Source organism: Schlesneria paludicola DSM 18645, assembly GCF_000255655.1.
In the GTDB taxonomy this organism is placed as follows: domain Bacteria; phylum Planctomycetota; class Planctomycetia; order Planctomycetales; family Planctomycetaceae; genus Schlesneria; species Schlesneria paludicola.
Window position 1 is genome coordinate 2828758 of the sequence record NZ_JH636434.1, and the last position, 25337, is coordinate 2854094.

Sequence of the window (25337 nt, forward strand, 5' to 3'; positions counted from 1 at the left end):
CCGAGCCGGCATTTGACGAGCACATCCCGCCCGTTCAAATGACCACGCATTGAGTTACGCCGCTCACATTGCGTTGGCAGAAAGAAGAATCGCCACTTTGCGACAACTGAATCTCTTGGCAGCCGGTTGAAATCAGCGGACCAGATGCCCGGCGATTTACCATGCCGCGACGCACTTCAATCTGGACGGAGCCGCTTCCCATTGGTCCAATGGGTTGGCAAACATCTCCAGCCACATGCACCAGCTCGGCACTAAGGGACAATCAGTCCTCAATGCGTCTGTTGAGCCAAGGCCAGCATTCTGCGAGCGCGCTGCTGTTCCGCGAACTTCGCAGCGACCTCTTCGTCGGTTTTCGCAGGGCGGCTCAAAGCGGCCTCGAGCTGTTTCGCGGCGTCCGCGGCTGACAAGTCCGCAGCCGGAATCGCGCGATCCGTCAGCAGGGTGACGTTCGGTCCTAATACCTGAACGAAACCACCATCAACAAAATAGTGTTCTTCGCCCGTCGACTTCGTCACGTGCAATTCGCCGACTCCCAACCGGCCAATGAGTGGCAGACGACCGGGAAGAATCCCGATGTCACCGTCATACAGCGGGAACCGCAAGGCGGAGACAGGCTCGTCGAGCAATGTTCGCTCGGGAGTTACGACGATCAGTCGCAGTTTGTCGCCGCCAGCCATGTTAACCTCGCTACCACTTCGCATCTGTCGCCGTGAACTTGTTCACGACGACAGCTCATTGACTCGTTCGAGAACCAAACAACGACCGGCTCTCATTTCCGACGACCATCCTCGACGACCACGCTTCTTCCGGTCGTCAATCAGGCCTTCGCCATTCGTTCCGCTTGCTCTGCGGCTTCCGAAATTCCACCGACATACGTGAACGCCGCTTCCGGCAGGTGATCCCACTTGCCATCGCACAGTTCTTCGAAGCTCTCGATCGTTTCGTCGCGAGGAGTGATCTTCCCCTTCTTGCCGGTAAACGGTTCCGCCACCAGGAACGGCTGCGACAAGAAGCGTTCGATGCGGCGTGCGCGATGCACCACCAGCTTATCTTCTTGACTCAACTCATCGATACCGAGCATCGCGATGATGTCCTGCAATTCACGGTATCGCTGCAAATTCTGTTGAACGCGGCGAGCGATCTTGTAGTGACGTTCACCCACGACCAGCGGATCAAGAATTCGCGACGACGATGACAGTGGGTCGATCGCGGGATAAAGACCCTTTTCCGCGATACGTCGTTCGAGATACAGGAACGCATCCAAGTGTGCGAACGCCGTGGCGGGTGCCGGATCTGTCGGATCGTCAGCGGGAACGTATACGGCTTGCACTGATGTAATAGCCCCGCGATTCGTTGAGGTAATTCGCTCTTGCAAGGCACCGAGTTCGGTTCCCAGCGTTGGCTGATAACCCACGGCACTCGGCATACGTCCGAGCAACGCGGACACTTCCGAACCGGCTTGCGAGAACCGGAAAATGTTGTCAACGAACAGCAGCGTGTCGGCACCAGTTGCATCACGGAACCACTCAGCCATGGTCAGTGCCGTCAACGCGACGCGAAGACGCGCACCTGGCGGTTCGTTCATCTGACCGAACACCATCGCGGTCTGGTCGATCACGTGTCGACCAGTGCTGCCGATTTCGGCTTCCTGCATTTCCAGCCACAAGTCGTTACCTTCGCGGGTTCGCTCACCGACCCCTGCGAACACCGAATAACCGCCATGTGCCGACGCGATACGAGCGATCAATTCGGTCAGAATCACAGTCTTGCCGAGACCCGCACCACCGAACAGACCGGCTTTACCACCGCGGACGAACGGAACGAGCAAGTCGATCACCTTGATGCCGGTCTCGAACAGTTCCGTCTTGGAACTCAGGTCCGACAACTTGGGTGGATCACGGTGAATCGCCCATCGCTCTTCGCAAGGCACGTCACCACGACCGTCGATCGGGTCACCCAGCACATTAAAGACGCGTCCCAGGGTGGCTTTGCCGACCGGCACGCTCACAGGCGCTCCCGTATCCAACACGTCCATCCCGCGGACCATCCCGTCGGTGGACCCCAGCGCGACGCATCGCACACGACCACCGCCGAGGTGCTGTTGCACTTCGCCCGTGACTTTGACCTTAAGACCTTTGACTTCGGTCTCGATCTTCACCGCGTTGTAGATTGCGGGCAGACTGGCATCGGAGAACTCTGCATCAAAAGTCGAACCGATGATCTGTGTGACATGGCCAATATTGGTGCCGGTCGTCATATCTGTGGTCTCTATTCTCGAATGGTCTCGTTTGCCACTCTGATCAAACTAACGGGTTGTCTTGCTAATGGATCGTCTCGCGTCGCGAGCCGAACTATTCCAACGCGGCTGCACCGCCGATGATTTCGCTCAGTTCTGAAGTGATCTGCGATTGGCGAGCTCGGTTGTACTGAGCCCGAATCGATCGAATCATGTCATCCGCGTTCGAGGTCGCACTCTTCATGGCCACCATTCGCGCGATCTGCTCGCTAACCGCTGCATCCAAGAAGCACTTGAACAATCGTGCTTTGAACGACGCAGGCACAATCTCTTCCAGAATCTCTTGTGGTGACGGAAGGAAATCGTACTCCACTTTCGGCTTTGTCGCCTGCACCACTGAACTGGCCGCTGCCGCATCGGACGACTGCAACTGGCCAATCGGTAACAGCGTTTCAATGACGGCCTTCTGTCGCGCCATCGTTTCAAACCGGGTGTAGGCGACGTCCAGTCGATCGATCTCGCCTCGCACGAACAGTTCCACATACCGCTTGGCAAGCACATCCACTTCGGCGAATGTCGGTTTGTCTTCAAAATTCGTGTAGCTGGCGGTCGTCTCCACCTTCTGAAACTTGAAGAACCCGATCCCTCGCTTGCCGGAAACTTCGACTTCTAAAACGATACTATCGCTCTTGGCCTGACGAATCCGGGTCTGTGCATGCCGAATCACGCCGCCGTTATAACCGCCGCACAAGCCGCGATTCGACGTGATCACAAGCAGGATGCTCTTCTTCTCGATCTCGCGAGGTTGTAGCAGTGGGTGTTGGAACGACGTCGCCCCTTCTTGCATCGCAGCGCTCAGGTCCGCCACAATCTCAGAGATCTTGCGCGTATACGCGGCAGCCTGTGTGGCGCGATCCATTGCCTTCTTAAAGCGCGCGGTCGCGACGAGTTCCATCGTCCGCGTGATCTTGCGGACGTTGCGAACGCCTTTCAACCGTTTGATGATCGCGCGTGCTTTTGCCATGTCTCACTTTTCCCCGCGATAGGGGCTGACCAAATTCATACTAATCCAAGCCTGCGTTCACGAACGACAGACGCGAAACTTACTTGGCTTCGGTGGTCTGCCAACGCGTTCGCCATTCTTCCAGAGCCTGCTTCAGCAGTGCTTCTGTCTTATCATCGAGAGCACCGCTCGCCAGCAACGCCTCGCGCACTTCCGCTTTCTCTTCGCGAATGAACCGCAGCATGTTGCTTTCCGCTTCCTGCACACGCGGTACCGGCACCTTATCGAAGTAACCCTTCGAACCGGCGTAGATACTCATGACCTGATCGGTCATGGCGAGTGGTTGGAATTGGGGCTGCTTCAACAATTCGACCATGCGGTAACCGCGGTCAAGTTGCTGTTGCGTCGACTTATCCAGTTCCGTACCCATCTGTGCGAACGCTTCCAGTTCGCGGAACGCGGCCAAGTCAAGTCGCAAACTACCAGCGACCTTCTTCATTGCCTTCGTCTGGGCATTACCGCCCACGCGGGACACAGAGATGCCCACGTTGATGGCGGGACGAACACCCTTAAAGAACAAGTCCGGTTCCAGGTAGATCTGACCATCGGTGATCGAAATCACGTTAGTCGGAATATACGCCGAAACTTCACCTTCCAATGTTTCAATAATCGGCAATGCCGTCATCGAACCACCGCCCAGTTCATCACTGAGCTTCGCCGCTCGTTCGAGCAAACGGCTGTGGCAGTAGAACACGTCCCCAGGATACGCTTCACGACCAGGGGGGCGACGCATCAACAACGACAACTGACGATAGGCGGTGGCTTGACGCGTGAGATCATCATAGACGATCAGGGTATGTTTACCCTGGTACATGAAGTACTCGGCAATCGAAGCACCAGCATAAGGAGCGATATACTGCAATGGGGCTGGATCGCTGGCCGAAGCACTGACGACGATGGTGTAATCCATCGCACCGGCCTTCGTGAGAGCTTCCACAACGCCTGCGGTCGAGCTGGCTCGCTGGCCACACGACACATACACGCAGATGACGTCGCCGCCCTTCTGATTGATGATCGCGTCGATCGCAACGGCCGTCTTTCCGGTCTTGCGGTCACCAATGATCAACTGACGCTGGCCACGTCCCACGGGTGTCATGGCATCGACAGCCTTGATCCCCGACTGCAATGGCTGCTTCACTGGCTGTCGTCCGGCAACACCCGGAGCCGTCGTTTCCAACGGACGAGTCTGGGTCGACATCACCGGGCCTTTGCCGTCGAGTGGCACCCCCAGCGGATCGACGACGCGGCCGATCAGTTCTTCACCGACCGGCACGGACAACAGCGATCCCGTCGTGCGAACTTCTTCGCCTTCGGTGATCTTCAGGTAATTGCCGAGAATAATCACCCCAACGGAGTTCTCTTCCAGGTTAAACACCTGGCCACGAACCCCGCTCCTGGTGAACTCGACCATTTCGCCGGCCATTGCCGATGCCAGGCCGTAGACACGCGCGATGCCGTCACCGACCTCGACGACGCGTCCGACTTCACTGGTTTGGATCTGTCCGCGAAAGCCTTCAATTTCCGTCTTGATGACTGAAGCGATCTCGCCCGCGTTGAATTTCATTCAGACACCTCTCGCGCAAACGAGCGCGAAGTTGTTTTACTTGAGTTTTCAAGGAACCGTCATAGACGGTATCGCCTACGCGAATCTTCATTCCACCGAGTAACGATGGATCGATTTGCGTTTCCAAAATCGGCTGTACTGATAAGGCGGTTGCCATCGAGTTTCGAATTGATTCGAGTGTCTCGGACGACAACTCCACTGCACTCGTCACCTGTACCCGCCGCTGACCCAGACGCCGTTCGACTTCTCGAACAGCCAACTGGCGAATCAACGGCAGCAACTCCAGTCGATCATGATGAGCGACCACGCGGATGAAGTTTGCAAACAGCGGCGTCGATCGCGGCACGACCACTTTCTCAAGCAGTTGTAACTTCGCTTCGACGCTCAGCTCTTGCGTCCGCAGCATGCGGTCGAATTCCGCATTCTGCGCCATGACATCATCCACAAACGAACCCAACTCTTCCAACGCCGACGTTACTCCGTCAGGCCCCGCCGTGTCGAGATATGCCTGCGAGTACACCTTGGCGACCGAACGAGCGCCAGGATCTTCCATCACCGAAGGAATTCGGGTGATCAGGTCTTGTGATTGCACGACACCAGTCCCCTAGTTCCGACGAACGTTGATCTGAGCGAGTGCGTCACTGACCAAACGATCTTGATCCGCACCGGAGAGACTACGACCGATCACTTGTTCGGTCGCATTCACGACGTTCGATGACACAAAGTCAAACAGTTCCGTCAGAGCGAGATCTCGCGAACGTTCGATCTCGGCAATTGCACGATGCTTGGTTGCATCGGCTTCTCGCTGAGCCGTCGCCACAATCTCTTGCTTGGTGTGTTCGGCATCACGTCGTGCTTCCGCCAGAATGTCACGGACTTCTTCCTGAACCTTTGCCAATTTGACTTCGTAGTCCTTGAGCAAAGCTTCTGACTTCAGTCGGCTCTCTTCCGCGTCTGCAATGTTCTGCCGAATCCCACGCTCACGCTCATTCAACCCTGCTTGCAATGGCCCCCAGGCCCCGGCACGAAGAACCGCCACATAGACGACGAACGTCACGAGCGAGAACAGAGCCAGATCGTACTTCCAGTTCATCGGCAGGCTCGTGTCATGCGCTCCACCTCCGTGTTCGGCTGCAGCATGAGCATCGCCATGAGCGGCCTCGCCCGCCGCCGACACCAAAGCTGGCGACGACAACGAACAGCACAGAATAAGAGCGAACAACAATCGAGAGACTGAAGAGACCATGGCGAACGACCTGCAGGGACAGAGTTCACTTGATTGACGGAACCGACCGGATCAGTTGAACGGCTTGTAGTTGGCGTTGCTGCCCATGCAGACGATCAACGCGAAGAACGTTGCACCTTCGATCAAAGCCGCGGCGATAATCATCGCGGTTTGAATCTTGGCAGCAGCTTCTGGCTGGCGGGCCATACCTTCGACAGCGGCTTGACCAATACGGCCGATGCCGTAGCCAGCACCACAGATCGTCAACGCGGCGCCGATTGCGGCCGAGAAGTGCAGACCACCATTGCCACCATCAGCGGCACATGCTGGCGCCGCAAAGGCGAGAAACAACCCAACGCCGTAAACCAACACTCGCAAATTCTGACTCACTTCAACTCTCCTCACCCGGAAACTTGGGCAGTACTCAAAACCTTTGGCAAACCACGACATTAGTGCGGATTCACGGCCGCACTGATGAATAACGACGTCAACAAGGCAAACACATAGGCCTGCAGGAAGGCCACAAACAACTCCAACATCCCAATAGCAACTTGTCCCAAGATGCTGGCGGGCATCACCAGATTCCAGAGCACGCCGTCCGCCAGGGCGATAAAGCCCAGAAACACGCCCAGCACGGTATGACCGGCCATGATGTTGGCGAACAATCGAATCGCGAGCACACCGTGCTTGATCAGCAACCCACCCGCTTCGATCAGCCAAATCATCGGCAGAAGGAGCACGGCAATCGGGCCGGGAAGATCCATGTGCGGAACAAGCGACTTCAAGAAGCCCGCAAAACCGGTCCGCTGCGATCCGAAGTAGACCACATGAGCGAACGTCACCACTGCGAGCACACCGGTCAGATTAATATCGGCTGTTGGGGACCCCAACAACGGAATCGCACCCAGCAAATTGCAGAACAGAATGAAGAAGAAGACGCTCCAGACGTACGGCAGATACTTGTCAGCAGGATGGCCAACTTCGACCGGCACATGACCGCCCGTGGCATGAGCTGCCAACAGAGGAGGGTGTTCGCCTGCATGAGAATGATCAACGTGCCCATGATCAACGCGCCCATGGCTATCGTGACCGTGATCGTCGTGCCCATGCCCATGATCATCGTGCGGAATACCGATCGACGGGCGAACTACCTCGTCTCGCACGAACAGGGCCAGCATCTCCCAAAAGTTCCACCACATCCCCTTTGCGGGCTTGCCACCCTGAATCCGCTTTGCCAAGCCACGAAAGACCAGGTAAACCAGAACGGCGGCCAGCACTTGCAAGACCATGTATTTGGTCAGAAAGAGCGGCAGAACAGGCTGAGTCGTACGCCCCAGCAAATGGAGCACAAACCCGGGCAATTCCCAGGTCTGCGTGTCGCGTACGTGATGAAATGGATCCATAACCGCCAACAAGTATAAGATTTGCACTACTTAACCGCTTCGACCTTAGACGGCAGCAACACCATCCACGTCTCCAGCGCCAGCGAAACCATATAGCCCACTATCAACCAAACTAAAAACTCACGAAATCCAAGATCCGGACGAACCGCACCGATCGTGATCATCCCCAGCATCACAAACAACAATCGCACACCGGTACCAACCAGAACCACGTACGCCGACAGATCCGCATGCTTCAGCAAGTCACCTGCATAGATCGTCAACAACCCCGGCACCGCACAAAGCAACACCGAGTACGCAACCCCTTCGACACCCCTCGCACCGACCACCCAGTACGCCAGCGCGGCTTCCAGCCCACCGCAAACCAGCATCCCAACCATGAACAACGCCAGACGACGCGACAGGGAGTACATCCCAACCTCTACTCTCAGCCGCCACGCCTAAACTATTTGTCCGATTCTTCGCTATCCTTGGCGAGACGCACCAACTCCAGCATCGAAACTGTAAACCCGAAAGCCGCACCCAAAATCAACAACCACGGCCCCGTGTTGAACTTACTGTCAGCCCACCAACCGATTGCCGGCGGAATCGCCATTTGCATTCCGATTGAGGTGACGCGTGTCGCGAGAACGTAGCCGCGAGCAGTGGCACTACGCCCATCACGGTCGTCATCGTTGTTGGTCACAACAGACCTGACATGAATTACAGTTCGTACAGGAAGGTCGAAATCCTAGCCTTGCGGATAAGTGATGTCAAAGCAGCCCGTTTGATGGCAAAACTTTTCTCACTTTTGGTTCTCAATTGATGCCTTCGTGGCTCAGTTTTCGCAATTCGAGCAATGCACAGGCCGACCGATCCGAACAGGCATCTTATTGGCTACAATCGGCCACACGGCGCGCCCTTCTAAACCCGGATTCACCCGCCAAAAGGAGTCTCCATTGACGACAATTTGCCACGCGATCACATACCTCGGACTGCTTTCTTCTACCGCAATCGCACTGGCCGCTGACGACAACCGATCAGTCCACACCGGGCCCCCGCACAAAGTCCTGATCGGCGACTACTCAACGACAACACTGGCCCTCGTCGACCAAAAAGGTGAGATCGAATGGCAGACGCCAATTCGAAACATTCACGACGCGGCGGTCCTGCCCAATGGCAACATCTTGTTCCAAACCGACTGGACCGAAATCCTTGAGATGAGCCCCGAAAGGAAAATCGTCTGGAAATACGACGCCAAACAGCAAAACGCGACTGACGGTCAACGAGTCGAAATCCATGCCTTCCAGCGATTGCCGAACGGCCACACCATGCTGGCCGAAAGCGGACGCGCCCGCATTATTGAAGTCGACCACGAAGGGAAGATCCGGAAAGAAATCCCACTGAAAGTGGAGCACCCCAACGCACACACCGACACGCGTCTGGCACGAAAGCTCGAAAACGGCCACTATCTGGTCGCACACGAAGGCGACAACAAGATCGTCCGCGAGTACGACGGAGACGGCAAAGTCGTCTGGGAATACCCCACGCACACCAAAGTGTACTCCGCGATTCGCCTCAAAAACGGCAACACATTGATCGGAACGGGCGATGGCCATCGCGTGCTTGAGGTCCACCCCAATCACCAGATCGTCTGGTCCGTCGAAGAGAAGGAATTACCGGGAATCAGTCTCGCCTGGATTACAATGGTCGAACGCCTACCCAATGGAAACACACTGATCGTGAATTGCCATGGCGGCGATCAGAATCCCCAACTCATTGAAGTCGACTCCAACAAGAAGATCACCTGGACATTCAAAGACTTTCGACGATTTGGCAACAGCCTTCCCGTCGCCCGGATCGTCGAATAACGTCAGCCACCTCTCGCAATCCAAGGACTGCTTTTGCATGCCAAACGAGCTGAAAAAAGTCATTGTCATCACGGGAACAACGCGAGGCTGCGGCCGAGCGATGGTCGAACGCTTCGCCGAAGCGGGCCATACGGTCGTCGGCTGTGGCCGTAACACGAAATCAATTCAAGAGCTGCGAAGACAGTTTCCGTCGCCACATCGGTTTGATGTCGTCGACGTGGCGAACGACGATCAGGTTCAAACCTGGGCGAGATCAGTACTCGACGCCAACCTCATACCGGACCTGCTGCTGAATAACGCCGCGGTCATCAACCGCAGTGCGCCGCTCTGGACAATTTCCGCGCAAGAGTTTCAACAGGTGATCGACGTCAACATCGCCGGCACAGCAAACGTCATCCGCCACTTCCTGCCGTCGATGATCGATCGAAACCGAGGAACGATTGTGAATTTCAGCTCAGGCTGGGGACGCACAACAGCCCCCGACGTCGCTCCATACTGCGCGACAAAATTTGCGATCGAAGGTCTTTCCCAGGCCCTCGCGCAGGAACTCCCCAAAGGAATGGCCGCGGTGGCACTGAATCCAGGAATCATCAATACCGAGATGCTGCAGTCCTGCTTTTCCGATGCCGCGAACCACTATCCGACACCCGACGAATGGAGCCGGGCGGCGGTTCCATTCCTGCTCAGCATTGGCCCAAAAGACAACGGCCGTCCACTCAGCGTCGAACTCTGATCGCGGCACGTGCAGTCGATTCTTATGCCCGGCACTCGCCCCCAAGCTCCTCGGTTTGTTGATTTCCCCTCGTCCCCAAGCTCCCGCTTGGGGACGGCTCGTGCGATGTGAAATTCTGTCGAGCGCGACGGTCGCCTCGGACCGCCCTACACCTTTCGGGTGCTGTAGGTGGCGTTACAATGCGGGACCTTGGTAACGAGGGGTTACGAGGAAAAATTTCCGAATGCAATGCCAGAGCCCCGAAGTCGCGACCGTAATGATCGCAACTTCGGGGCTTGCACGCGCGCCGTGGGGCATCAGAAAGAAGAACAGAGCGCCGAAGCGCCGTTCTTCAAGAAAATTGTCGCTTGCTGAAGCTCAGCAGGGGGTGCGATGGAAATGAACGTGCTTCCACCCAGCGGCTGACTTTTGCCAAATGCGTGTTTCCATCGCGGAAACCGTGACAGGAGCGCCGGCACCATCGAGCTTTTGAACGAGCCGCACATACGTCACCACAGCAGAATCGCCCAGCAGCCGCACGCGGGGTGAGGCAATCGATGACTGCTTGGCAGGCTTCGTCGCGGTGGCAGGCAGGTCAAAATAGAATTTGTGGAATGGCAAGCCTTCCACCAGATGCCCTAGCGCTTCGGGCTCGAAGCACGTGATCGACGGGTCGCACAAATTGGCATACGCCGCCCAATCACCGGTATCGATTGTTGTGAGCAGTTTTTTGCTCAGTTCAAGCAGTTCAGCTTCTGCGGACATCTCGTCATCTTCCTTTTCGTCGAATCGAACTCTGCTTCAAGTCCAAAACACCACCGAAACACTCGGCACTCAGACCGCGCGCCTGTGCATCGCCATCGAAACCTGGCGCGGCATTTAAGACCGCTCGCCAGAGCGGATCTCGACACACCTGCCATTCATCAAACGCGATCAGCCGAGTCAGCATACCCCCGCGATCGGCGTGGTGAAAGTTCGCACACCAACCTCGGTGCGAATTTGGCGAAGCTTGCGGACATTTGCAAAATCATCCTCGCGACGGCCCGCGATTGATGAGCCGCCTGCTTGCTCTCATCATCCTAACACTTTATGGTGGCGACCGAAGCGAATTGCCGAAAGCATTGTTGCAAACTGACTTCGTTCCAATTCGCGACTGGCGGTCACGTGTTCTTTCTACTTAGAAGAAGGCAAATTTACATGAAGAAGATGACTCTCGCATTGCTGCTCGGTTTGGTCGTTGTTGGTTGCGAGCCGAAACCTGCTCCAAAAACGGAAACACCCGCCGCGAAGACGGAATCCGCGACACCTGCCGAAACACCTGCAGCCAAGCCTGAAACCCCCGCCGAAACGCCAGCTGACAAGCCTGCCGAAAAGCCAGCAGAGACCCCAGCTGAAGGCGAAAAGGCTCCTGAAGCTCCTAAGTAAGCTCGACCTCGCCTTTGGCGAATCGAACTGCTCATGATGCGCGGAGTGATCGATGTCCTTGGGGAACTTTCCGTCCAGCTCTATCCGCTTTGTCGGCTGGACGCGGTCCGAAATCGACACTCCGTGCCTTTGCCTTGACCTCGCCGCGTTTGAGTCAAATCTCAAATCAGTGGCATCAAGGGTTTCTGCTGCGGGAAAGCACTGGCGGCCTCACGCAAAGTGCCACAAATCACCCGAAATCGCGCTACGCTGTCTTGAACAGGGCGCGATCGGAATCACCTGTGCAAAAGTGTCCGAAGCGGAAGTCTTTGCCTCTGCCGGAATCAAGGATCTGTTGATTGCCCATCTTCCGGTGGGAGCCGGGCGCGTTCGACGGCTCGCAGAACTTTGCCGGTCAGCCGCCCCGATCGTCACGTGTGATCACTACGTCCAGGCCGCCGAGCTTTCCGCCGAATGTGTGCGACTGGGCGTCCGCTGCAGGGCACTGGTCGAGCTCAACATCGGCATGAATCGAACCGGAGTCCGCCCGGGACGTGACGCGCGCGAGCTGGCTCACGGAATTCAAAGACTGCCCGGACTGCAACTCGTCGGCATCATGGGCTACGAAGGCCACGCGATGTCTCTGACGGACCCGATCGAGAAACGCGACTGCATCGATGCCGCCTTGGGAATTCTCTCGCATGCCCGCGACCTTTATCGCAAGAACGGACTTTGTTGCGACATCGTCAGCGCGGGGGGAACCGGCTCGCTGCAACAAGCACTGCTTTGTCCGGCGTTGACCGAAGTGCAAGCAGGCGGCGCCATTTTTGGCGATCCCTACTATTTACAGATGCCCGATGTGCAAGGCCTGACATCCGCACTGACCCTGCTGACGACAGTCGTCAGCCGCCCCTCGTATGACTGCGCCGTACTCGACGCGGGCTTGAAAGCGATGACCGCCGATAAGCAGATGCCGATCGTAAAAGGCTGGGACGACGCCCGCATTCAGCGCCTGAGCGCCGAGCATACCGTGCTGGAATTGGGCCCCAGTTCACGAGAATTGCGGATCGGCGACCAGGTGGAACTCGTGGTAGGATATTCCGACCTCACAACAATGCTGCATGACGAGTTTCTGTGCTTTCGCGGGAATCGACTCGAAGCGGTCTGGCCGATTTCCGCCCGCGGCAAATTCATTTGAACTCGGTCACGCGAGATCCGTGGCAGTGGGCATCACAAATGCAATCGATCGGACAAACCGGACTGCGTGTCCCTCCACTCGGATTCGGCACATTCAAGATTGGACGCAATCAAAATGTGAAATATCCCCATCCGTATGAGTTGCCTGGCGCCGCAGAGGCCACTCGATTGCTCAATTCCATCCTCGATCTCGGCTGTACGCTCATCGATACCGCGCCCGCGTATGGACTCAGCGAATCGCGCATTGGAGAGGCGATCAGTCATCGCCGCCAGGAGTTCGTCTTGTCGACGAAAGTCGGTGAGCGATTTGAAGAGGGTCATTCAACATTCGATTTTTCCTCGTCCGGCGTGCGTATGAGCGTCGAACGCAGCCTGCGAGCATTGAAAACCGACGTCCTGGATATCGTGCTGATTCATTCGAATGGTGAGGATCAGACGATTCTTGAGCAGACAGACATCGTCGCCACTCTGCAGGAACTCCGTTCGCGCGGCTTCATTCGTGCCATCGGGCTTTCGGGGAAGACCGTCGATGGCGCACGACTCGCGCTGAAATGGGCCGACCTCCTGATGATCGAGTACCACCTGCAGGACACAAGCCATGCCGTGGTGATCGATCAAGCAGCCGATGCAGGAGTTCCCGTCTTCGTTAAAAAGGGGCTCTCTTCGGGCCGATTGAATCCGCAGGGGTCGATCGAGTTTGTCCTGAGCAACCCCAATGTGACCAGCCTGATCGTCGGCGGAATGGACTTCGATCACTTTCGCGAGAATTGGAACACGGCGCGAAAAGTCCGAACCATCTGAATCCACTTCGCTCGAATTACGTCATCGCGACGAAGGTTTTTTGGTTCGGGGTGAACTCAATAAGAACCACGCCGCGAGGGCAGTTAACGGCACGACAACGATGGCATAGACCATTTGAACTGAGTCGAACCCGTTGTTATAGCCAATACTATTCACCCATCCGAACGCAAACGGAAGTGCCACCAGGATCGTCATCGCGGCGGCATACCGCCTGTGGTCATCAAAAAACTCCGCCAGGAATCTCCAGAATTCTTGCATGATTGAACGCTCCTCACCGGAATTGCGAACAGCCCTTCCAGTGACGGAATCGCTGCGGTTGCCGATTCACAAGTCCGCCCCCAAGAGGTACTCAAGCTAGCAATGACGAAGCCGATTCTCCACACTATTGAAATGGCGATCCATCCCATTCCATTCTAATGCGGCCCTGAGTTTTGTATTGTTTTTCGACAAATCAAAGACTCTATCTTGTTCTAATCGAACCATCGCCACGTTCCGTGATGTCACCATTCCTCGCAAAGACGTCGCCGCATGATCGAATTTTATTGTCCGCACTGCGACAAGCTTTTGAAGACGTCTCCCGATCGAGCGGGCCTCGAAGCCAAGTGTCCTGGCTGCGGTGAACTCGTCGTGGTCCCCACTCCGTCAACGGAGGGAGATCAATTCGGCGAACCACATGATGCAGTGGTCGATGATCATTCCGATGTGCGCTGCCCGGTCTGCGGCGAACCGATCTTGCCGCATCAGTCACGTTGCTCGCTGTGCGGTGCCGCATTCGAACGCGATCAATCGAATCCCGAGCGCCTCAGTCGTCAACGAGAGACTCGGCCGTTTCCACCAGGTGAAGTCATTTCAGAAGCCGTCAGAATCTGGTCGAAGCGATGGCCGCTGCTGGCCGCCGCATTTCTGCTGAAATGCGTTCTCATCGGACTCCCCGCGGTCGTTTTGCTCGGCCTGTTCGCAATCGTCCAATCCGCTTTTGTGCCGAATCAACAAGGAAACGACGACGTCGTCGTCGGTATTCTATTGGGAGGAACTCTGCTCCTAACTCTGCTCACATTGGCCCTTACGACCTATCTGCAGGCCGGATCTTTTGTACTGCATCTGAAAGTCGCACGGCAACAGCCCGCATCCATCGGAGATCTGTTTGCAGGGGGGCCCTATTGGTCTCGAATGTTTGTATGCGGACTGCTGGTCAATCTGATGATTTGCCTGGCCGCGATCGCCTGCTTCATTCCAAGTCTGATTGTGCAGGCGATTTTTCTGCCTTACGGATACATCCTGGTGGGAGAAAATCGATCGAGTCTGGACTGTCTGTCTCGTTCCAAAGAACTGACCGACGGAAACTGGGGATCACTGTTGCTACTCGTCATCCTCAGCATCGCGTGTTACTACGTGGGCATGATTGCCTGCTACATTGGTTTGGTTTTGACGGTGCCACTTGTCGACCTGTTTTCCGCAGTGGCCTATGAACGGATGTTGCAGCAGACGCCCATGAGCAAGCTCAACTCTGACTCTTGAGAAGCCTTTTATCGTTCTCGTTGCCAAACTCCCGCTTGGCAACGCACGAGAATATGCGGGGAATGTGCAACGTCTCACGTCAGAATCCCAAGCGTGCGTCCCATACGCCCAGGATTCCTTTCGGCTGCCCAATCGACTCGGTCACCAACACGATGCACCTGATCAGCCGGTGACTCGCAGCAACTCGATCGCCCGCTTGACATAATCGAATCCGCTCCAAAGCGTGACCGCGACCATTGTCCAGAGCAGAATATCTCGCACGAGAGGCAATCCGATCGGGCCGACTGACCATGCAGCGTAGGCAGGGTCGAGCGACAGCAGCGCCAACGTCGCGGCCACACACTGCAAAAACATCTTCAGCTTGCCAGACGCCGACGCCGAGAAATCGGCCCCCTGCTGCTCGAGATAGCCACGCAGGCTGGTGACCAGAATTTCGCGCCCCAGCACAATCACCACCATCCAGGGCGTCACACCCGATTGCGGATGCGGCAATAAGAACAGAAATGTGCCGATTGTAATGAACTTATCGACGAACGGATCGAGGATCCGCCCCAGCTGAGTGATGAGCTGATACTTCCGGGCAATATAGCCGTCGAGCACATCGGTCGCGACCGAGAACACGAACAGCCCCGCGGCCCACACCCAGGCAGTGCTCCACTGAATCAGTGCAAACAGAACAAACGACAACAGCAGCCGCGCCAGCGTGATCGCATTTGGCACATTCAGTGACCGCTCTGCGGGCTTCTGCGGATGAGAGGTTGTGGTATTCATGCCCTCATCCTACGGCGACAAGCGAGAGAAACAACCATGAATTCCACTCCACCCCAGCGAGCCAACATCCAATGCATTGATCGTGACCGATGATCCCCGTTTTACAACTCTGTGCCTCCGCGTCTCTGTGTCTCCCTCACCGCCAGTGCGCCACCCGAAGTACGCGACACGTACAAGTGGGTCCAGTGGGGGTGAGGGAGACACAGAGACGCGGAGGCACAGAGAAAACGCAAAATTTCTCGACGTCAACCTTGACGGCCTGTTGAAATCCATTGTGGACGAATAAGCAACTCTGAACCGAAAATGTGGGCTAAACTAGACAGTAGCTTCCAACCGTTCGCGCTCCGTATGATGCACTGAACAAGCGCGACGCAACACTTATTACCCGTCTCATTTGAGAAGCAGGCGACTCATGATTTGTATCTCCGTGACACCCGAATCGAGGCAGCTTGCAAAGGTTGATATCTACAATGCTTCGAATCAGTGCGACCTGGTCGAGGTCTGCCTTGATCGGCTGCACAAAGAACCTGATGTCAAAGACATGATTTCCGGCAGCAAAATGCCCGTGCTGATCTCGTGCCGTCCACCTGAAGAGGGTGGGAAGTTCGAGGGGACGGAAGACGAACGGCTGGCACTTTTGCGTCAGGCGATCCTGGCAGGGCCCGCCTATGTGGAACTCGACCCCGATTCGGCGATGAAGATCCCTCGCTTCGGAACAACTCAGCGAGTCGTCAGCTTTGCCAGCATGACGCGTCCGCTGAGCGATGTCGAAGAAGTGTTTGACGAGGCAACACGCTGTAAGGCCGATATCGTCAAGTTCACCTGGCCCACAGACACACTTGAACAGGCTTGGCCGCTGCTGGCCGTCGTTAGCCAAAAGCGCATGCTGCCTGTCGTCGGGTTGGGACTGGGACGATGTGGACTCACCTTCTCCCTGCTCGGACGCAAATACGGTTCCCCCTGGATCTATGCTGCACTCGAACGCGGTATGGAAGCGTTTCCCGGTCAGCCAACGGTGGGAGAGCTCGATGACGTCTACCGCTGGAGACAAGTTGATTCGAAGACCCGCTTTATCGGAATCGTTGGCGGCGGAGTCATCGAACTCGCAATGGCGAAGATTTTGAACGCCGCGTTCGACCTGTCGGGAATGAATACACGCTGCTTGCCGCTCGACTTCAAGTCGATCAGCCAAGCCACCAAGATGTTGGAAATTCTCAAGATCCCCGCCATCATCGCCACCCCGCAGACCGGCCGTCAGATCATGGCGATCGCAGACAAGGGTGACGACGCGGCGACGGCTTCCCAGTTTTCCGATGTCGTCATCAAGACCGCCGATGGGTGGCAGGCGCATAACCTGATCTGGAAATCGGCAGTCCGAGCCCTGGAAACCAAACTCGGCAAGCAGAGCGCCGACGACCGGCCCCTCGACAAACGCAACACGATGATTGTCGGTTCGGGTGGACTGGCGGTCGCGATGGCGCAGGCCGTGAAACGCCGCCATGGGCTCGTCAGCATCTGCTCAGCTGACGAGGTCGAAGCACACAAAATCGCCCAAACCAGCGATATCCGTTACGTACCCGTCGCAAACCTTTACGAAACGCTTGCGGATGTCGTCATCCTGACCACGAATCACCTGGATTCGGGGTCCAAAAAAGCCGCCCTGAACCCGTCATTGCTACGAGCCGGAATGACGGTGATGGATCTCAGCGAAATTCCTGGCGAGTCGAACCTGACACAAGAAGCGCGCGAGCGCGGATGCAAAGTCGTCGATCCAGCGGACGTTTTCGGTGACTATGTGGGCCTGCTGTTCAAATCATTAACCGGGCAAGAGCTACCGGCCGAGGCCATCATCAGTGGCCTGTCGGAGTAACTGGAACAGGGATCTGGTTTCGATTTAATATCGCCTCTTTCCTCGCCATCCACCCTCGTTACCAGGCTCCCGCTTGGTAACGCTCCCGATCCCATCCACCCTGAAGCCCTGATCGGCTCAGTAACACCGCCGTCACACAAGGCGTTCCCAAGCGGGAGCTTGGGAACGAGGGATCGATAGAAAAGACGCTGTCCTGAATCAGCATCACCCCAGCCTGATGGCCTGCCGTCGACGAGTTCTCCGCAGCGCCCGCGACTTACTTCGCGGGTTTGGCCGTCAATTTGATCACGTCCTGCTTCGCCCCATCCTGCAAGACAACCGGAATGGACCAGGTCTTTGTCGCGATCTTGCAGACGCCGCCTTCGCCATCGCGGCAATAGCCATACGTCACCGCCAGAGTCAACTTCGCCTCGCCGTTCGTCATTGTCGTTGGGACCGTGAAATTGGCTGACACACCCGACGATTTTCCTTCGTGTTTGACGCCCAATTGTGCTTTCGCCACCAGCTTCTGACTCCCGTCCGCTTTCAGACGATACGAGACAGGCAGTAGTTCGTTGAGCTTGAATCCTTCCGGAAGTTCAAAGTCGATCTGGAATGGAATCCCATTGGCCGCCACCAGCACCTGTCGCTCGACGTCGGTCGCCTTCGTCGAAGCCAAAGTCACGGCCTGCGGTTCTGGTTCATCCGCGGTCGGCGATGGTGCGGTCAGCCCTTCAATGGCCAATTCGGAGGCATTCTTGGTCGCAAGGTCGATCAGAACAATCCGATGATTGTTGGTATCGGCAACGTAAAGCGTCCCGTTTGCAATCGCCAACCCCGCTGGCTCAGCAAACTGCACGGGGGCGAGTTCGCGTCCTGGTTTACCGGTGCCCGCCCATGTCGACACGGCTCGGGTCTTCAGATCGACCTGGCGCACCTGGTGGTTGTAGCTGTCGGCAACAAACAATGATCCATCGTGATGGACCAGCCCAAGCGGATGTTGAAAACGCACCTCGTCGCCACTGCCGTCGATGTTCCCGAACTCAAACAGGCTTCGCCCTCGTGGCAGATCGTGTGGCCCGGCGATCGTGGTGACCATCCCTTTGGGATCGGACAGATCATTCTTCGCGTCAGTGGTGATGGCACGGACGGCGGACCCTTCGCTGTCGACAACGTACAGCGTCTGGCCATCATGGACGATGCCCGATGGCTGCGCGAGTGCCGACTGATCGAGCTCACCATTCGTAATGTCTTCTCGTCCTGATCCGGCGTACTGCGCGAGAGTATTCGTTCCCAGCTTATGAGCCCACACTTGGTGTGGCCCCGCCATTGCGATGTACATCACGCCGTCGACGACGGTCAGATCCCAGGGACTGTTAAGGGCCGTTTCGCGCAACGTGCCCCCAGGCGCACGCGTTCGCGCCTGCTCGCCCACACCGGCGAAGGTGGAAACATGCTTTTGCTTAAGATCGATGGCACGCAGCAAATGGTTTTCGGTGTCAGCCACATACAATGTGTCACCGACCAGCGTCATCCCTTGTGGATGATCAAATTGAGCCACGGCATATCCGCCATCTTTGTGACCAATCGCACCGCTGCCGATCACATCGATCAGCTTTCCAGTCAGCGTACATACAATCAATCGATTGTGATTGCTGTCCGAAATGAACAACCGATCGTTTGCCGCATCGGCCAGAATCTTGCCTGGGTAACGAAGCGGTTCGCTGACTGACTTGTTTCGTTCCAGATCGAAATGCAGTGGCGTTTCGTCCAATGTCTTTTTCGACTTGTGATACGCAATCAACTTCTCAACAACTTTTTCGAGCAACTCCCGATTGCCCTCGCCCGAAACAAAACCACAGTATTGCCCCTCGGGATCAATGACCGCCAAAGTGGGCCAGGAACGAACCCCGAACTTGCGCCAGATTGTCATGTTGGCATCGTTGACGACGGGATGTTCGATCTCATACCGCACGATCGCATTGCGGATGTTTCCCGTTTCCTTCTCATTGTCGAACTTTGCCGAGTGCACGCCGACGACAACCAATTCATTCGGGAACTTCTTTTCGAGGTAAGCCAGATCCGGCAGGACATGCATGCAGTTAATACAGCAGAAGGTCCAGAAGTCGATCAGAACGATCTTTCCTCGCAGATCTTTGATCGAGATCGGACCGCTGCTATTCAGCCATTCAACGCCGCCATCCAGGTCTGGCGCGGGATGTCGATTCGGAAACGGATTTTCGACCTCGTCCGCATTGGGCGGCTTGGGCGCCTTCTTGGGATCGGCATCATCGGCGCTCAACGCGGGTCGGTGACAGACGAGCGCAAGAACCAAGGCCAGCAACACGAATTTCGAAGCACGTTGTCGCAAGGCATTCAGGCAGAGCAGGGCGATGTTCACGGGACGTTTCTCCTGTCGTCAGACCACTGATCCCGGGCGAACGATCACACTGCCGTACCGGGCGAAGTTTGATCCTACCAGTCGAAACCACACATCGCCAATCGAAGGATGTGATGCGAGATCTGCTTGCATCGCCGTTTGAACGGATTCAGCAAGACATGAGGGCGTTGAAATCACTCGCTATTGGGATTGGGATGACTCAGGTTGCACACGACATGCGGGCCGTCGGATTCTCAATCGATCGCGAATCTCGTCCGTGACGTGCGATCCTTCGACACGCACCTCTTTGAGTTGTGGAAATTGATCAAGAACCAAAAGTCCCGCTTCGGTGATGTAATCCGACTTCAATTGCAATCGTGTGAGTTTGCTCAAAACGCAGATTCGGACGAGACCCGCATCCGTGAAATCTCCGTCCAGATTCAGATCTTGAAGTTCCCGATGCTGAATGATCGCAGTCAAATCCGCGTCGTGAATCGTTACCCGCTGACCATGCTTCGGATTCGAATCTGTTGATTCGACACGAATCACGTCACCTCGAACGTCCCTCTGCGCCAAGATGGATTGGCGACTTGATTGCAGGCGAATTGAAGCGGGCCTCAAAGCATCGATCGGGACAAGAAATTCTGGAGTCCGGACCAAACTTGCCGTCGTCATATTGAAGCCGACAAGGTCAGGGCCGCTAAGCGACTCACGACGCGTTGAAAATCCATCGTTTGCAACGAAATCGACATGACCATCCACATAAAGGAACTGGCACCCCTTCCTGGAGTAATGACCATACGAACCCGGATCGCCATTCAGCGTGGTAAGCCGCCGAAAGTTGTACGGACTGGCCCAGGGAACAAAATCACCATATCGTTCCGCGGCCAGGAATTGCGACGCCTCTGAGTCGATCTCTGCAAACGAAACGGCGGAATTCACGTCCAGCAAATGCGCGTTCGCAGAATAGTGCGCTATTGGAAACGCCCAAGGACCGGCCGTCGCCTGTTCACCGGGAATTTCGAATCCGGGAATTGGGGTCAACAAGTGTCCCGAGTTTCGGGATGAGTCCCACGGCTGACTCCAGTCGAGCGAATTCCCGATATCATTTTGATCCAGGTACCAAAGAAGTTGTGTCATCCATCCGTGATATCCACGACCATCGGAATCAAAAGTCCCACCCGCAGGTAAGCATTTGAAATGCTCATGATACGTGAAGCAAGCGCCGCCAAGCTGTTTAAGGTTGCTCTTCGATTGCGTCCGTCGCGCAGCCTCACGGGTGTGCACGATCGCGGGAACAAGCAACACCAACAAAACCACAATCACTGCGGCGCTCACGACAACGTCAATCCGCCTGAGGCGCATGAAGCCTCCGTCATTTTCCAGACAACTAACAGATCAGCATCGGCGTCATCGGCGGCCAGTCGTCGCCCAGCGCTTCGCGCTGCAGTCGAGTCAATTGTGAAATGCCCTGTGTGGCGAGATCCAGTTGCTGGTCGAGCATGGTGCGCGAGAACGGTTTTCCTTCGGCAGTTCCCTGGACTTCGATAAACTGGCTAGCGCCGGACATGACCACGTTCAAATCAACTTCGGCAGTACTATCCTCTTTGTAGTCGAGGTCCAAGACGGGAACCCCATCGACGATCCCCACGCTGATCGCGGCGATGCTTTGCACGATCACGGGGCGATCGATCGGTAGTTCCGCGCGGATCGAGTTGATCGCGTCACACAGGGCGATGAAGCCGCCGGTGATACTGAGCGTTCGAGTTCCCCCGTCGGCCTGCAGCACATCGCAGTCCACCGTGATCGTCCGCGGTCCCAAGGCGCTGAAATCCACCGCAGCGCGCAGACTGCGACCGATCAAACGCTGGATTTCGGTCGATCGACCATCCATCTTGTCACGTTCGCGTCGCTTTCGCGGTGACGTGCTGCCGGGAAGCATCGAATACTCGGCTGTCAGCCAACCCACCGCCTTCGCGGGATCGGCTGCCGCTTTCCACGGTGGCAACGTGCTATCGATGCTGGCCGTGCAAAGTACCGTCGTTCGGCCAGCCGAGATCAGCACACTTCCTGGGGCCGCCCCGACGAAATGTCGTTGGACTCGGATGGTTCGCAATTCATTGGGTTGTCGCTGATCGTGCCGCATGCGCAGAAAGACTCTCGAAAGACGTTTTGAGGGATGAAGACGCCATCACAATGCCGTCATTTGTCGAGTCTCGCAACTGATGCCGGAAATGTGGCTCGGACATTCCGTTGTCACAGGGCGTATTTGAGTCGAGGTGCCAGATTGACCACGATGCCCACCCTCAAATTCACGACCACGAATTCAGAAGGGATCGCTCGGCATGCGACCACGACACCACGAGGCCAACGGATCGTGTCTTATGCCGCACGGCGTTTCTTTTTGGTTGGCAGCCCGTACAGTTGGGCTCGCCCCTGCATCCCCAGATGCTCAATCGCACCGGTTTTTCGCAGGCAGTACGCCATCTTTTGAGCTACCCAGCGAGGAATCTTCGCTTCACGGGCCAAATCGGCGGTCGTGAATGTGGCTTCCAAGGTGCCAGGAAGCAGCATTCGCAGGTCAGCCAGTGTCCGCAGTGAACAGGTCGACACGACTTCCCGTAAGCGACGATCAACCACGCGATAGTCAGGGCCAAAGCGACGTCGTCGCGTTTTCGTGACCCGATGTTCCTCTTGTTCCGTCAACACAACTTCCAAGGTGAGTCGCCGATGCGGAAACAGGTCAATGAAATAAACGAGATCCACGAACAAGTGATAAATCGTCTCACGCGTGGGACTGTATCGCGAAGAAACAATGGGACCGTCCGGCGTCGCACGACGAATGAGCAGCTTTCGTGACGCCAACGGCTTCACCACGACCACGCGATACTGCTCCAGTAGAGCTCGCACCTTGGAACGCAATGCACCGAGTGACGCCTGCTGAATTTCGTACAGCTTTCCATCGACGACGGCGTCGATTCGATAGCTGTCAACGCGCACTTCGGTCTCGTCGGCCGTACCGCCGTACAGCAGCTTCAGTTCCCGGTGCAGCGTCGATTCCATGACGGCCGATTCCGCAAGACATCTTGTCCGTGGATAAAAAAACCGCCGTAAGGATCGTGCCAAAGCAAGGGGCAGGCCTCTCAAACACAGGGCACAGCCACCGTGTCGTCTGGCCCTCGTGAAGCCAGTTCCCCATAGTTTTCGGCAGACCGCTTAGGCGGTATTGATCTTCAGCCGCGATGTTAAGCCATCAGATCGATGACGTCGATGTGAATCCGCAAAGCGAAATTACTTGCTTTTCGGGGGCACCGTCGTCGCTTCGGAGGCCTTCTTTTCGTTGCGGGGCAAATCGTTCGGCAACGGAGCCGGCTTGTCGGCGTTGGGTTGAATGACCGCCTTGTTGTCGTCCCGAACGCGCTGTTGCAACGATCGAAGGTCAGTTGGTTCTTCGCCGTAGATATCGGTCAAGGATTGCCGAACGTCGGGCTGGATATAGCAAGAACCGGCTGTCCATGCGTGACAACTGCGTTGGCCCGCGTAGCCGTAGCTTTGGTCGAGGCTGCGAATGGCGCCCGACATTTCTTTCAATTCGTCGTTAACGGCCGTCCCGGCGGCGTTCATGCCCACAACCGCCCCCAGTACACCAACCGTTCCCAAGGTGACCGTCTCGGCCGACATGATCAAACCAGACTCATCGTTCCACAAATCGCGAAGTAAACTCATGTGCTATTCCTAGGAAGGAAACTGAAATCCTCCCTCGATCACACCTTACGAGGGTTCCGCCTGACAGCCGTCGCTGTTCTGATTGTAGCGAATAAACGGATTGTATCGCCTATTCCGGTTATATCAATATGGGAATTCTAGGAATTCTGGGGCGACCTAAAATCGACTGACGGTTGCCGAAGGCCGTTCTGAAGTCACAATGCTGACATGAACGAACCCGCCGCATCGCCCATAATTTTCCCGACGCATGGAGCCCTGCTTGGCCTCGACTATGGGACCAAGCGCATGGGAGTCGCCGTGTCAAATTCAGACCAGACCGTCGGCGTCCCCGTCGAAACATGGCAGGTTCGCGATAGCACGCACACGTTGCGCCACCTGCGCGAGCTCTTCGCCGACTACCGCGTCGTCGGGCTGGTTCTGGGATTGCCAATCCGCACGAATGGCGAAGAAGGCACCGCCGCGGCGGCTGTTAGAGAATTCGGTGATTGGATCCAGGCCCAGACGAAGATGCCACTCGTCTACATCGACGAACGCTACTCGTCGGCCGAGGCAGAATTACTCATCTGGCAGCGAGGGGAATCTCCCTCGAAGCGCAAGCAACCGCTCGACAGCCTGGCGGCGAAGATCATCCTCCAGTCGTATCTCGACGATCCCACCCGGGCGATCTTGCCGAAAACCGCACCCTAGAGTGACGGTTTCCGCCCCATTTGTTTTCGAAGAATTCGCACGGAAACTCGCGAAGCCCCGTCACGGAAGCCACAGTTTGGAGGGAGCGGCCGATTCCGAACGGGTTCGTGGCAGCCGACGTGCCTTCATTCGGACATACGGGGGGATGAACCGGCCGCGGTAGCCAAAGTGTTCAACCGGCGCCTTGCGGTCGGCTCGACGAGGCTCTCGCAGGTCTTCGATCACAAACCCCGACCGACACAAGCTACCGACCAACTCGTCCCAGCGGTGCAGGTATTCCACCGCACCCCGCTCGCGATAAGAGGTATCTTCGGTGCGGGGCAGGGGGCCGGTATGGTAGTACTCGATTCCTACGACGAAATGATCGCGTTCATCCCGATGCGTGATCTGAGCACTCGTGGGCTGTTTGTGCTGGCAAATGTACAACCCCTGATCGCGCGTGACGCGAGCGATTTCCGAGTAGACGCGACTGATATCGGGGACATAACAGGTGCTGACAGGTTGATGGACGATATCAAACGATTCGTCCATCAACATCGACAGATCATCCATCGACGCATTGATCGTCCGCACGCTCAATTTTCGGCGGGCCGCTTCACGGTCATCCAGTTCGAGCATTCCCTGACTGAGATCCACGACCGTCACACGCGCCCCCGCCGAAGCGTACAGAATGGACTGCCATCCACCTCCCGACGCCAGGCACAGTACGTCCAGCCCCGCGACACTGGCCGGCAGCCACCCCCGTCCATCAAGCGTCTTCAGCGGTTCGAGGCATTCTTGATCTGTCGCCAGCTTGGCGAACTGACTGCCGTCGGCAAGTCGATCCCACGCCGTGCGATTCTGCTGGCGATACTCATCACGAAGCATATCTTCAACCAAGTCCAAAACGAAATCGAGATCTCAAACGACCCATCGCATCCGCCGCCGATGCGATCGCAGCAGCGATTCTAT

Annotated in this window: 27 protein-coding genes; 8 read left to right on the forward strand and 19 right to left on the reverse strand. The window is 56.4% G+C overall.

From position 1 onward, the window contains the following. Positions 1-269: 269 nt before the first annotated feature. The 10 genes from OSO_RS0113990 to OSO_RS52265 form a co-directional block, all read right to left on the reverse strand. Entirely contained in the window at positions 270-677 is a 408-nt protein-coding gene (locus OSO_RS0113990) for a F0F1 ATP synthase subunit delta/epsilon (RefSeq protein ID WP_010583898.1), read from the reverse strand. A 140-nt stretch (positions 678-817) separates the two neighbouring features. Next, positions 818-2257, reverse strand: coding sequence for a F0F1 ATP synthase subunit beta (atpD, locus tag OSO_RS0113995; protein WP_010583899.1), 1440 nt, complete (start codon positions 2255-2257; stop codon positions 818-820). Between the two features lie 94 nt (positions 2258-2351). Continuing rightward, positions 2352-3260 (reverse strand): ATP synthase F1 subunit gamma, encoded by a 909-nt coding sequence (atpG, locus tag OSO_RS0114000; protein WP_010583900.1) that lies wholly within the window; start codon positions 3258-3260, stop codon positions 2352-2354. 79 nt (positions 3261-3339) lie between these two features. Next, a complete protein-coding gene (gene atpA / locus OSO_RS0114005; protein WP_010583901.1) occupies positions 3340-4863 on the reverse strand; it encodes a F0F1 ATP synthase subunit alpha in 1524 nt (507 codons plus the stop codon). Beyond that, complete coding sequence (gene atpH / locus OSO_RS0114010) at positions 4814-5455, reverse strand: ATP synthase F1 subunit delta (protein ID WP_010583902.1); 642 nt, start codon at positions 5453-5455, stop codon at positions 4814-4816. The genes atpA and atpH overlap by 50 nt, the downstream gene beginning before the upstream one ends. A gap of 12 nt (positions 5456-5467) precedes the next feature. Then, positions 5468-5956 carry a F0F1 ATP synthase subunit B gene (gene atpF, locus OSO_RS0114015; protein ID WP_157605184.1) on the reverse strand — a complete coding sequence of 163 codons (489 nt, stop codon included), beginning with the start codon at positions 5954-5956 and terminating at the stop codon, positions 5468-5470. Positions 5957-6160: 204 nt separating this feature from the next. Continuing rightward, positions 6161-6478 carry an ATP synthase F0 subunit c gene (locus OSO_RS0114020; RefSeq protein WP_010583904.1) on the reverse strand — a complete coding sequence of 106 codons (318 nt, stop codon included), beginning with the start codon at positions 6476-6478 and terminating at the stop codon, positions 6161-6163. A gap of 59 nt (positions 6479-6537) precedes the next feature. Next, positions 6538-7491: a F0F1 ATP synthase subunit A gene (gene atpB / locus OSO_RS52260; RefSeq protein ID WP_040592358.1), complete on the reverse strand. Its 954-nt coding sequence runs from the start codon at positions 7489-7491 to the stop codon at positions 6538-6540. 26 nt (positions 7492-7517) lie between these two features. Then, complete coding sequence (locus OSO_RS0114030; RefSeq protein WP_010583906.1) at positions 7518-7904, reverse strand: hypothetical protein; 387 nt, start codon at positions 7902-7904, stop codon at positions 7518-7520. A 32-nt stretch (positions 7905-7936) separates the two neighbouring features. Further along, positions 7937-8176 (reverse strand): AtpZ/AtpI family protein, encoded by a 240-nt coding sequence (locus OSO_RS52265; RefSeq protein ID WP_010583907.1) that lies wholly within the window; start codon positions 8174-8176, stop codon positions 7937-7939. Between the two features lie 253 nt (positions 8177-8429). On the opposite strand from OSO_RS52265, the gene OSO_RS0114040 reads away from it, so the two are divergent. Then, positions 8430-9341 (forward strand): beta-propeller domain-containing protein, encoded by a 912-nt coding sequence (locus OSO_RS0114040; protein WP_010583908.1) that lies wholly within the window; start codon positions 8430-8432, stop codon positions 9339-9341. Between the two features lie 37 nt (positions 9342-9378). Beyond that, complete coding sequence (locus OSO_RS0114045) at positions 9379-10074, forward strand: SDR family oxidoreductase (RefSeq protein WP_010583909.1); 696 nt, start codon at positions 9379-9381, stop codon at positions 10072-10074. 357 nt (positions 10075-10431) lie between these two features. Here the strand turns inward: OSO_RS0114045 and OSO_RS0114055 are convergent, their stop codons facing one another. Continuing rightward, the gene (locus OSO_RS0114055) at positions 10432-10818 is read right to left on the reverse strand and encodes a DUF4440 domain-containing protein (RefSeq protein WP_010583910.1); all 387 of its coding nucleotides are present in this window, start codon (positions 10816-10818) and stop codon (positions 10432-10434) included. Positions 10819-11250: 432 nt separating this feature from the next. On the opposite strand from OSO_RS0114055, the gene OSO_RS43470 reads away from it, so the two are divergent. From OSO_RS43470 to OSO_RS0114075, 3 genes are read left to right on the forward strand one after another with little or no spacing between them, the layout of a single operon-like run. Beyond that, a complete protein-coding gene (locus OSO_RS43470; RefSeq protein WP_010583911.1) occupies positions 11251-11478 on the forward strand; it encodes a hypothetical protein in 228 nt (75 codons plus the stop codon). A 52-nt stretch (positions 11479-11530) separates the two neighbouring features. Continuing rightward, a complete protein-coding gene (locus OSO_RS0114070) occupies positions 11531-12655 on the forward strand; it encodes a DSD1 family PLP-dependent enzyme (RefSeq protein ID WP_010583912.1) in 1125 nt (374 codons plus the stop codon). Positions 12656-12693: 38 nt separating this feature from the next. Next, complete coding sequence (locus OSO_RS0114075) at positions 12694-13455, forward strand: aldo/keto reductase (RefSeq protein ID WP_010583913.1); 762 nt, start codon at positions 12694-12696, stop codon at positions 13453-13455. Positions 13456-13476: 21 nt separating this feature from the next. Here the strand turns inward: OSO_RS0114075 and OSO_RS0114080 are convergent, their stop codons facing one another. After that, complete coding sequence (locus tag OSO_RS0114080) at positions 13477-13713, reverse strand: hypothetical protein (protein WP_010583914.1); 237 nt, start codon at positions 13711-13713, stop codon at positions 13477-13479. Positions 13714-13983: 270 nt separating this feature from the next. Between OSO_RS0114080 and OSO_RS0114085 the strand changes: the two genes are divergently transcribed. Next, positions 13984-14973: a bL32 family ribosomal protein gene (locus tag OSO_RS0114085; protein ID WP_010583915.1), complete on the forward strand. Its 990-nt coding sequence runs from the start codon at positions 13984-13986 to the stop codon at positions 14971-14973. 162 nt (positions 14974-15135) lie between these two features. Here the strand turns inward: OSO_RS0114085 and pgsA are convergent, their stop codons facing one another. After that, positions 15136-15744 carry a CDP-diacylglycerol--glycerol-3-phosphate 3-phosphatidyltransferase gene (gene pgsA / locus OSO_RS0114090; protein ID WP_010583916.1) on the reverse strand — a complete coding sequence of 203 codons (609 nt, stop codon included), beginning with the start codon at positions 15742-15744 and terminating at the stop codon, positions 15136-15138. A gap of 412 nt (positions 15745-16156) precedes the next feature. On the opposite strand from pgsA, the gene OSO_RS0114095 reads away from it, so the two are divergent. Beyond that, the gene (locus OSO_RS0114095) at positions 16157-17614 is read left to right on the forward strand and encodes a type I 3-dehydroquinate dehydratase (protein WP_010583917.1); all 1458 of its coding nucleotides are present in this window, start codon (positions 16157-16159) and stop codon (positions 17612-17614) included. A gap of 256 nt (positions 17615-17870) precedes the next feature. On the opposite strand, the gene OSO_RS0114100 is transcribed toward OSO_RS0114095, so the two are convergent. The 5 genes from OSO_RS0114100 to OSO_RS47965 form a co-directional block, all read right to left on the reverse strand. Then, positions 17871-19994, reverse strand: coding sequence for a thioredoxin-like domain-containing protein (locus OSO_RS0114100; protein ID WP_010583918.1), 2124 nt, complete (start codon positions 19992-19994; stop codon positions 17871-17873). Between the two features lie 180 nt (positions 19995-20174). Further along, positions 20175-21338 (reverse strand): DUF1559 family PulG-like putative transporter, encoded by a 1164-nt coding sequence (locus OSO_RS47960; protein ID WP_010583919.1) that lies wholly within the window; start codon positions 21336-21338, stop codon positions 20175-20177. Positions 21339-21363: 25 nt separating this feature from the next. After that, positions 21364-22119 (reverse strand): ribonuclease PH, encoded by a 756-nt coding sequence (gene rph, locus OSO_RS0114110; RefSeq protein ID WP_010583920.1) that lies wholly within the window; start codon positions 22117-22119, stop codon positions 21364-21366. 236 nt (positions 22120-22355) lie between these two features. Further along, a complete protein-coding gene (locus OSO_RS43480) occupies positions 22356-23036 on the reverse strand; it encodes a DUF8091 domain-containing protein (protein ID WP_010583921.1) in 681 nt (226 codons plus the stop codon). Between the two features lie 228 nt (positions 23037-23264). Next, complete coding sequence (locus tag OSO_RS47965) at positions 23265-23699, reverse strand: hypothetical protein (protein WP_010583922.1); 435 nt, start codon at positions 23697-23699, stop codon at positions 23265-23267. A gap of 207 nt (positions 23700-23906) precedes the next feature. Between OSO_RS47965 and ruvX the strand changes: the two genes are divergently transcribed. Then, the gene (gene ruvX, locus OSO_RS43490; RefSeq protein WP_010583923.1) at positions 23907-24386 is read left to right on the forward strand and encodes a Holliday junction resolvase RuvX; all 480 of its coding nucleotides are present in this window, start codon (positions 23907-23909) and stop codon (positions 24384-24386) included. A 60-nt stretch (positions 24387-24446) separates the two neighbouring features. Here the strand turns inward: ruvX and OSO_RS0114130 are convergent, their stop codons facing one another. Then, complete coding sequence (locus OSO_RS0114130; RefSeq protein ID WP_010583924.1) at positions 24447-25253, reverse strand: class I SAM-dependent methyltransferase; 807 nt, start codon at positions 25251-25253, stop codon at positions 24447-24449. Positions 25254-25337 lie beyond the last annotated feature (84 nt).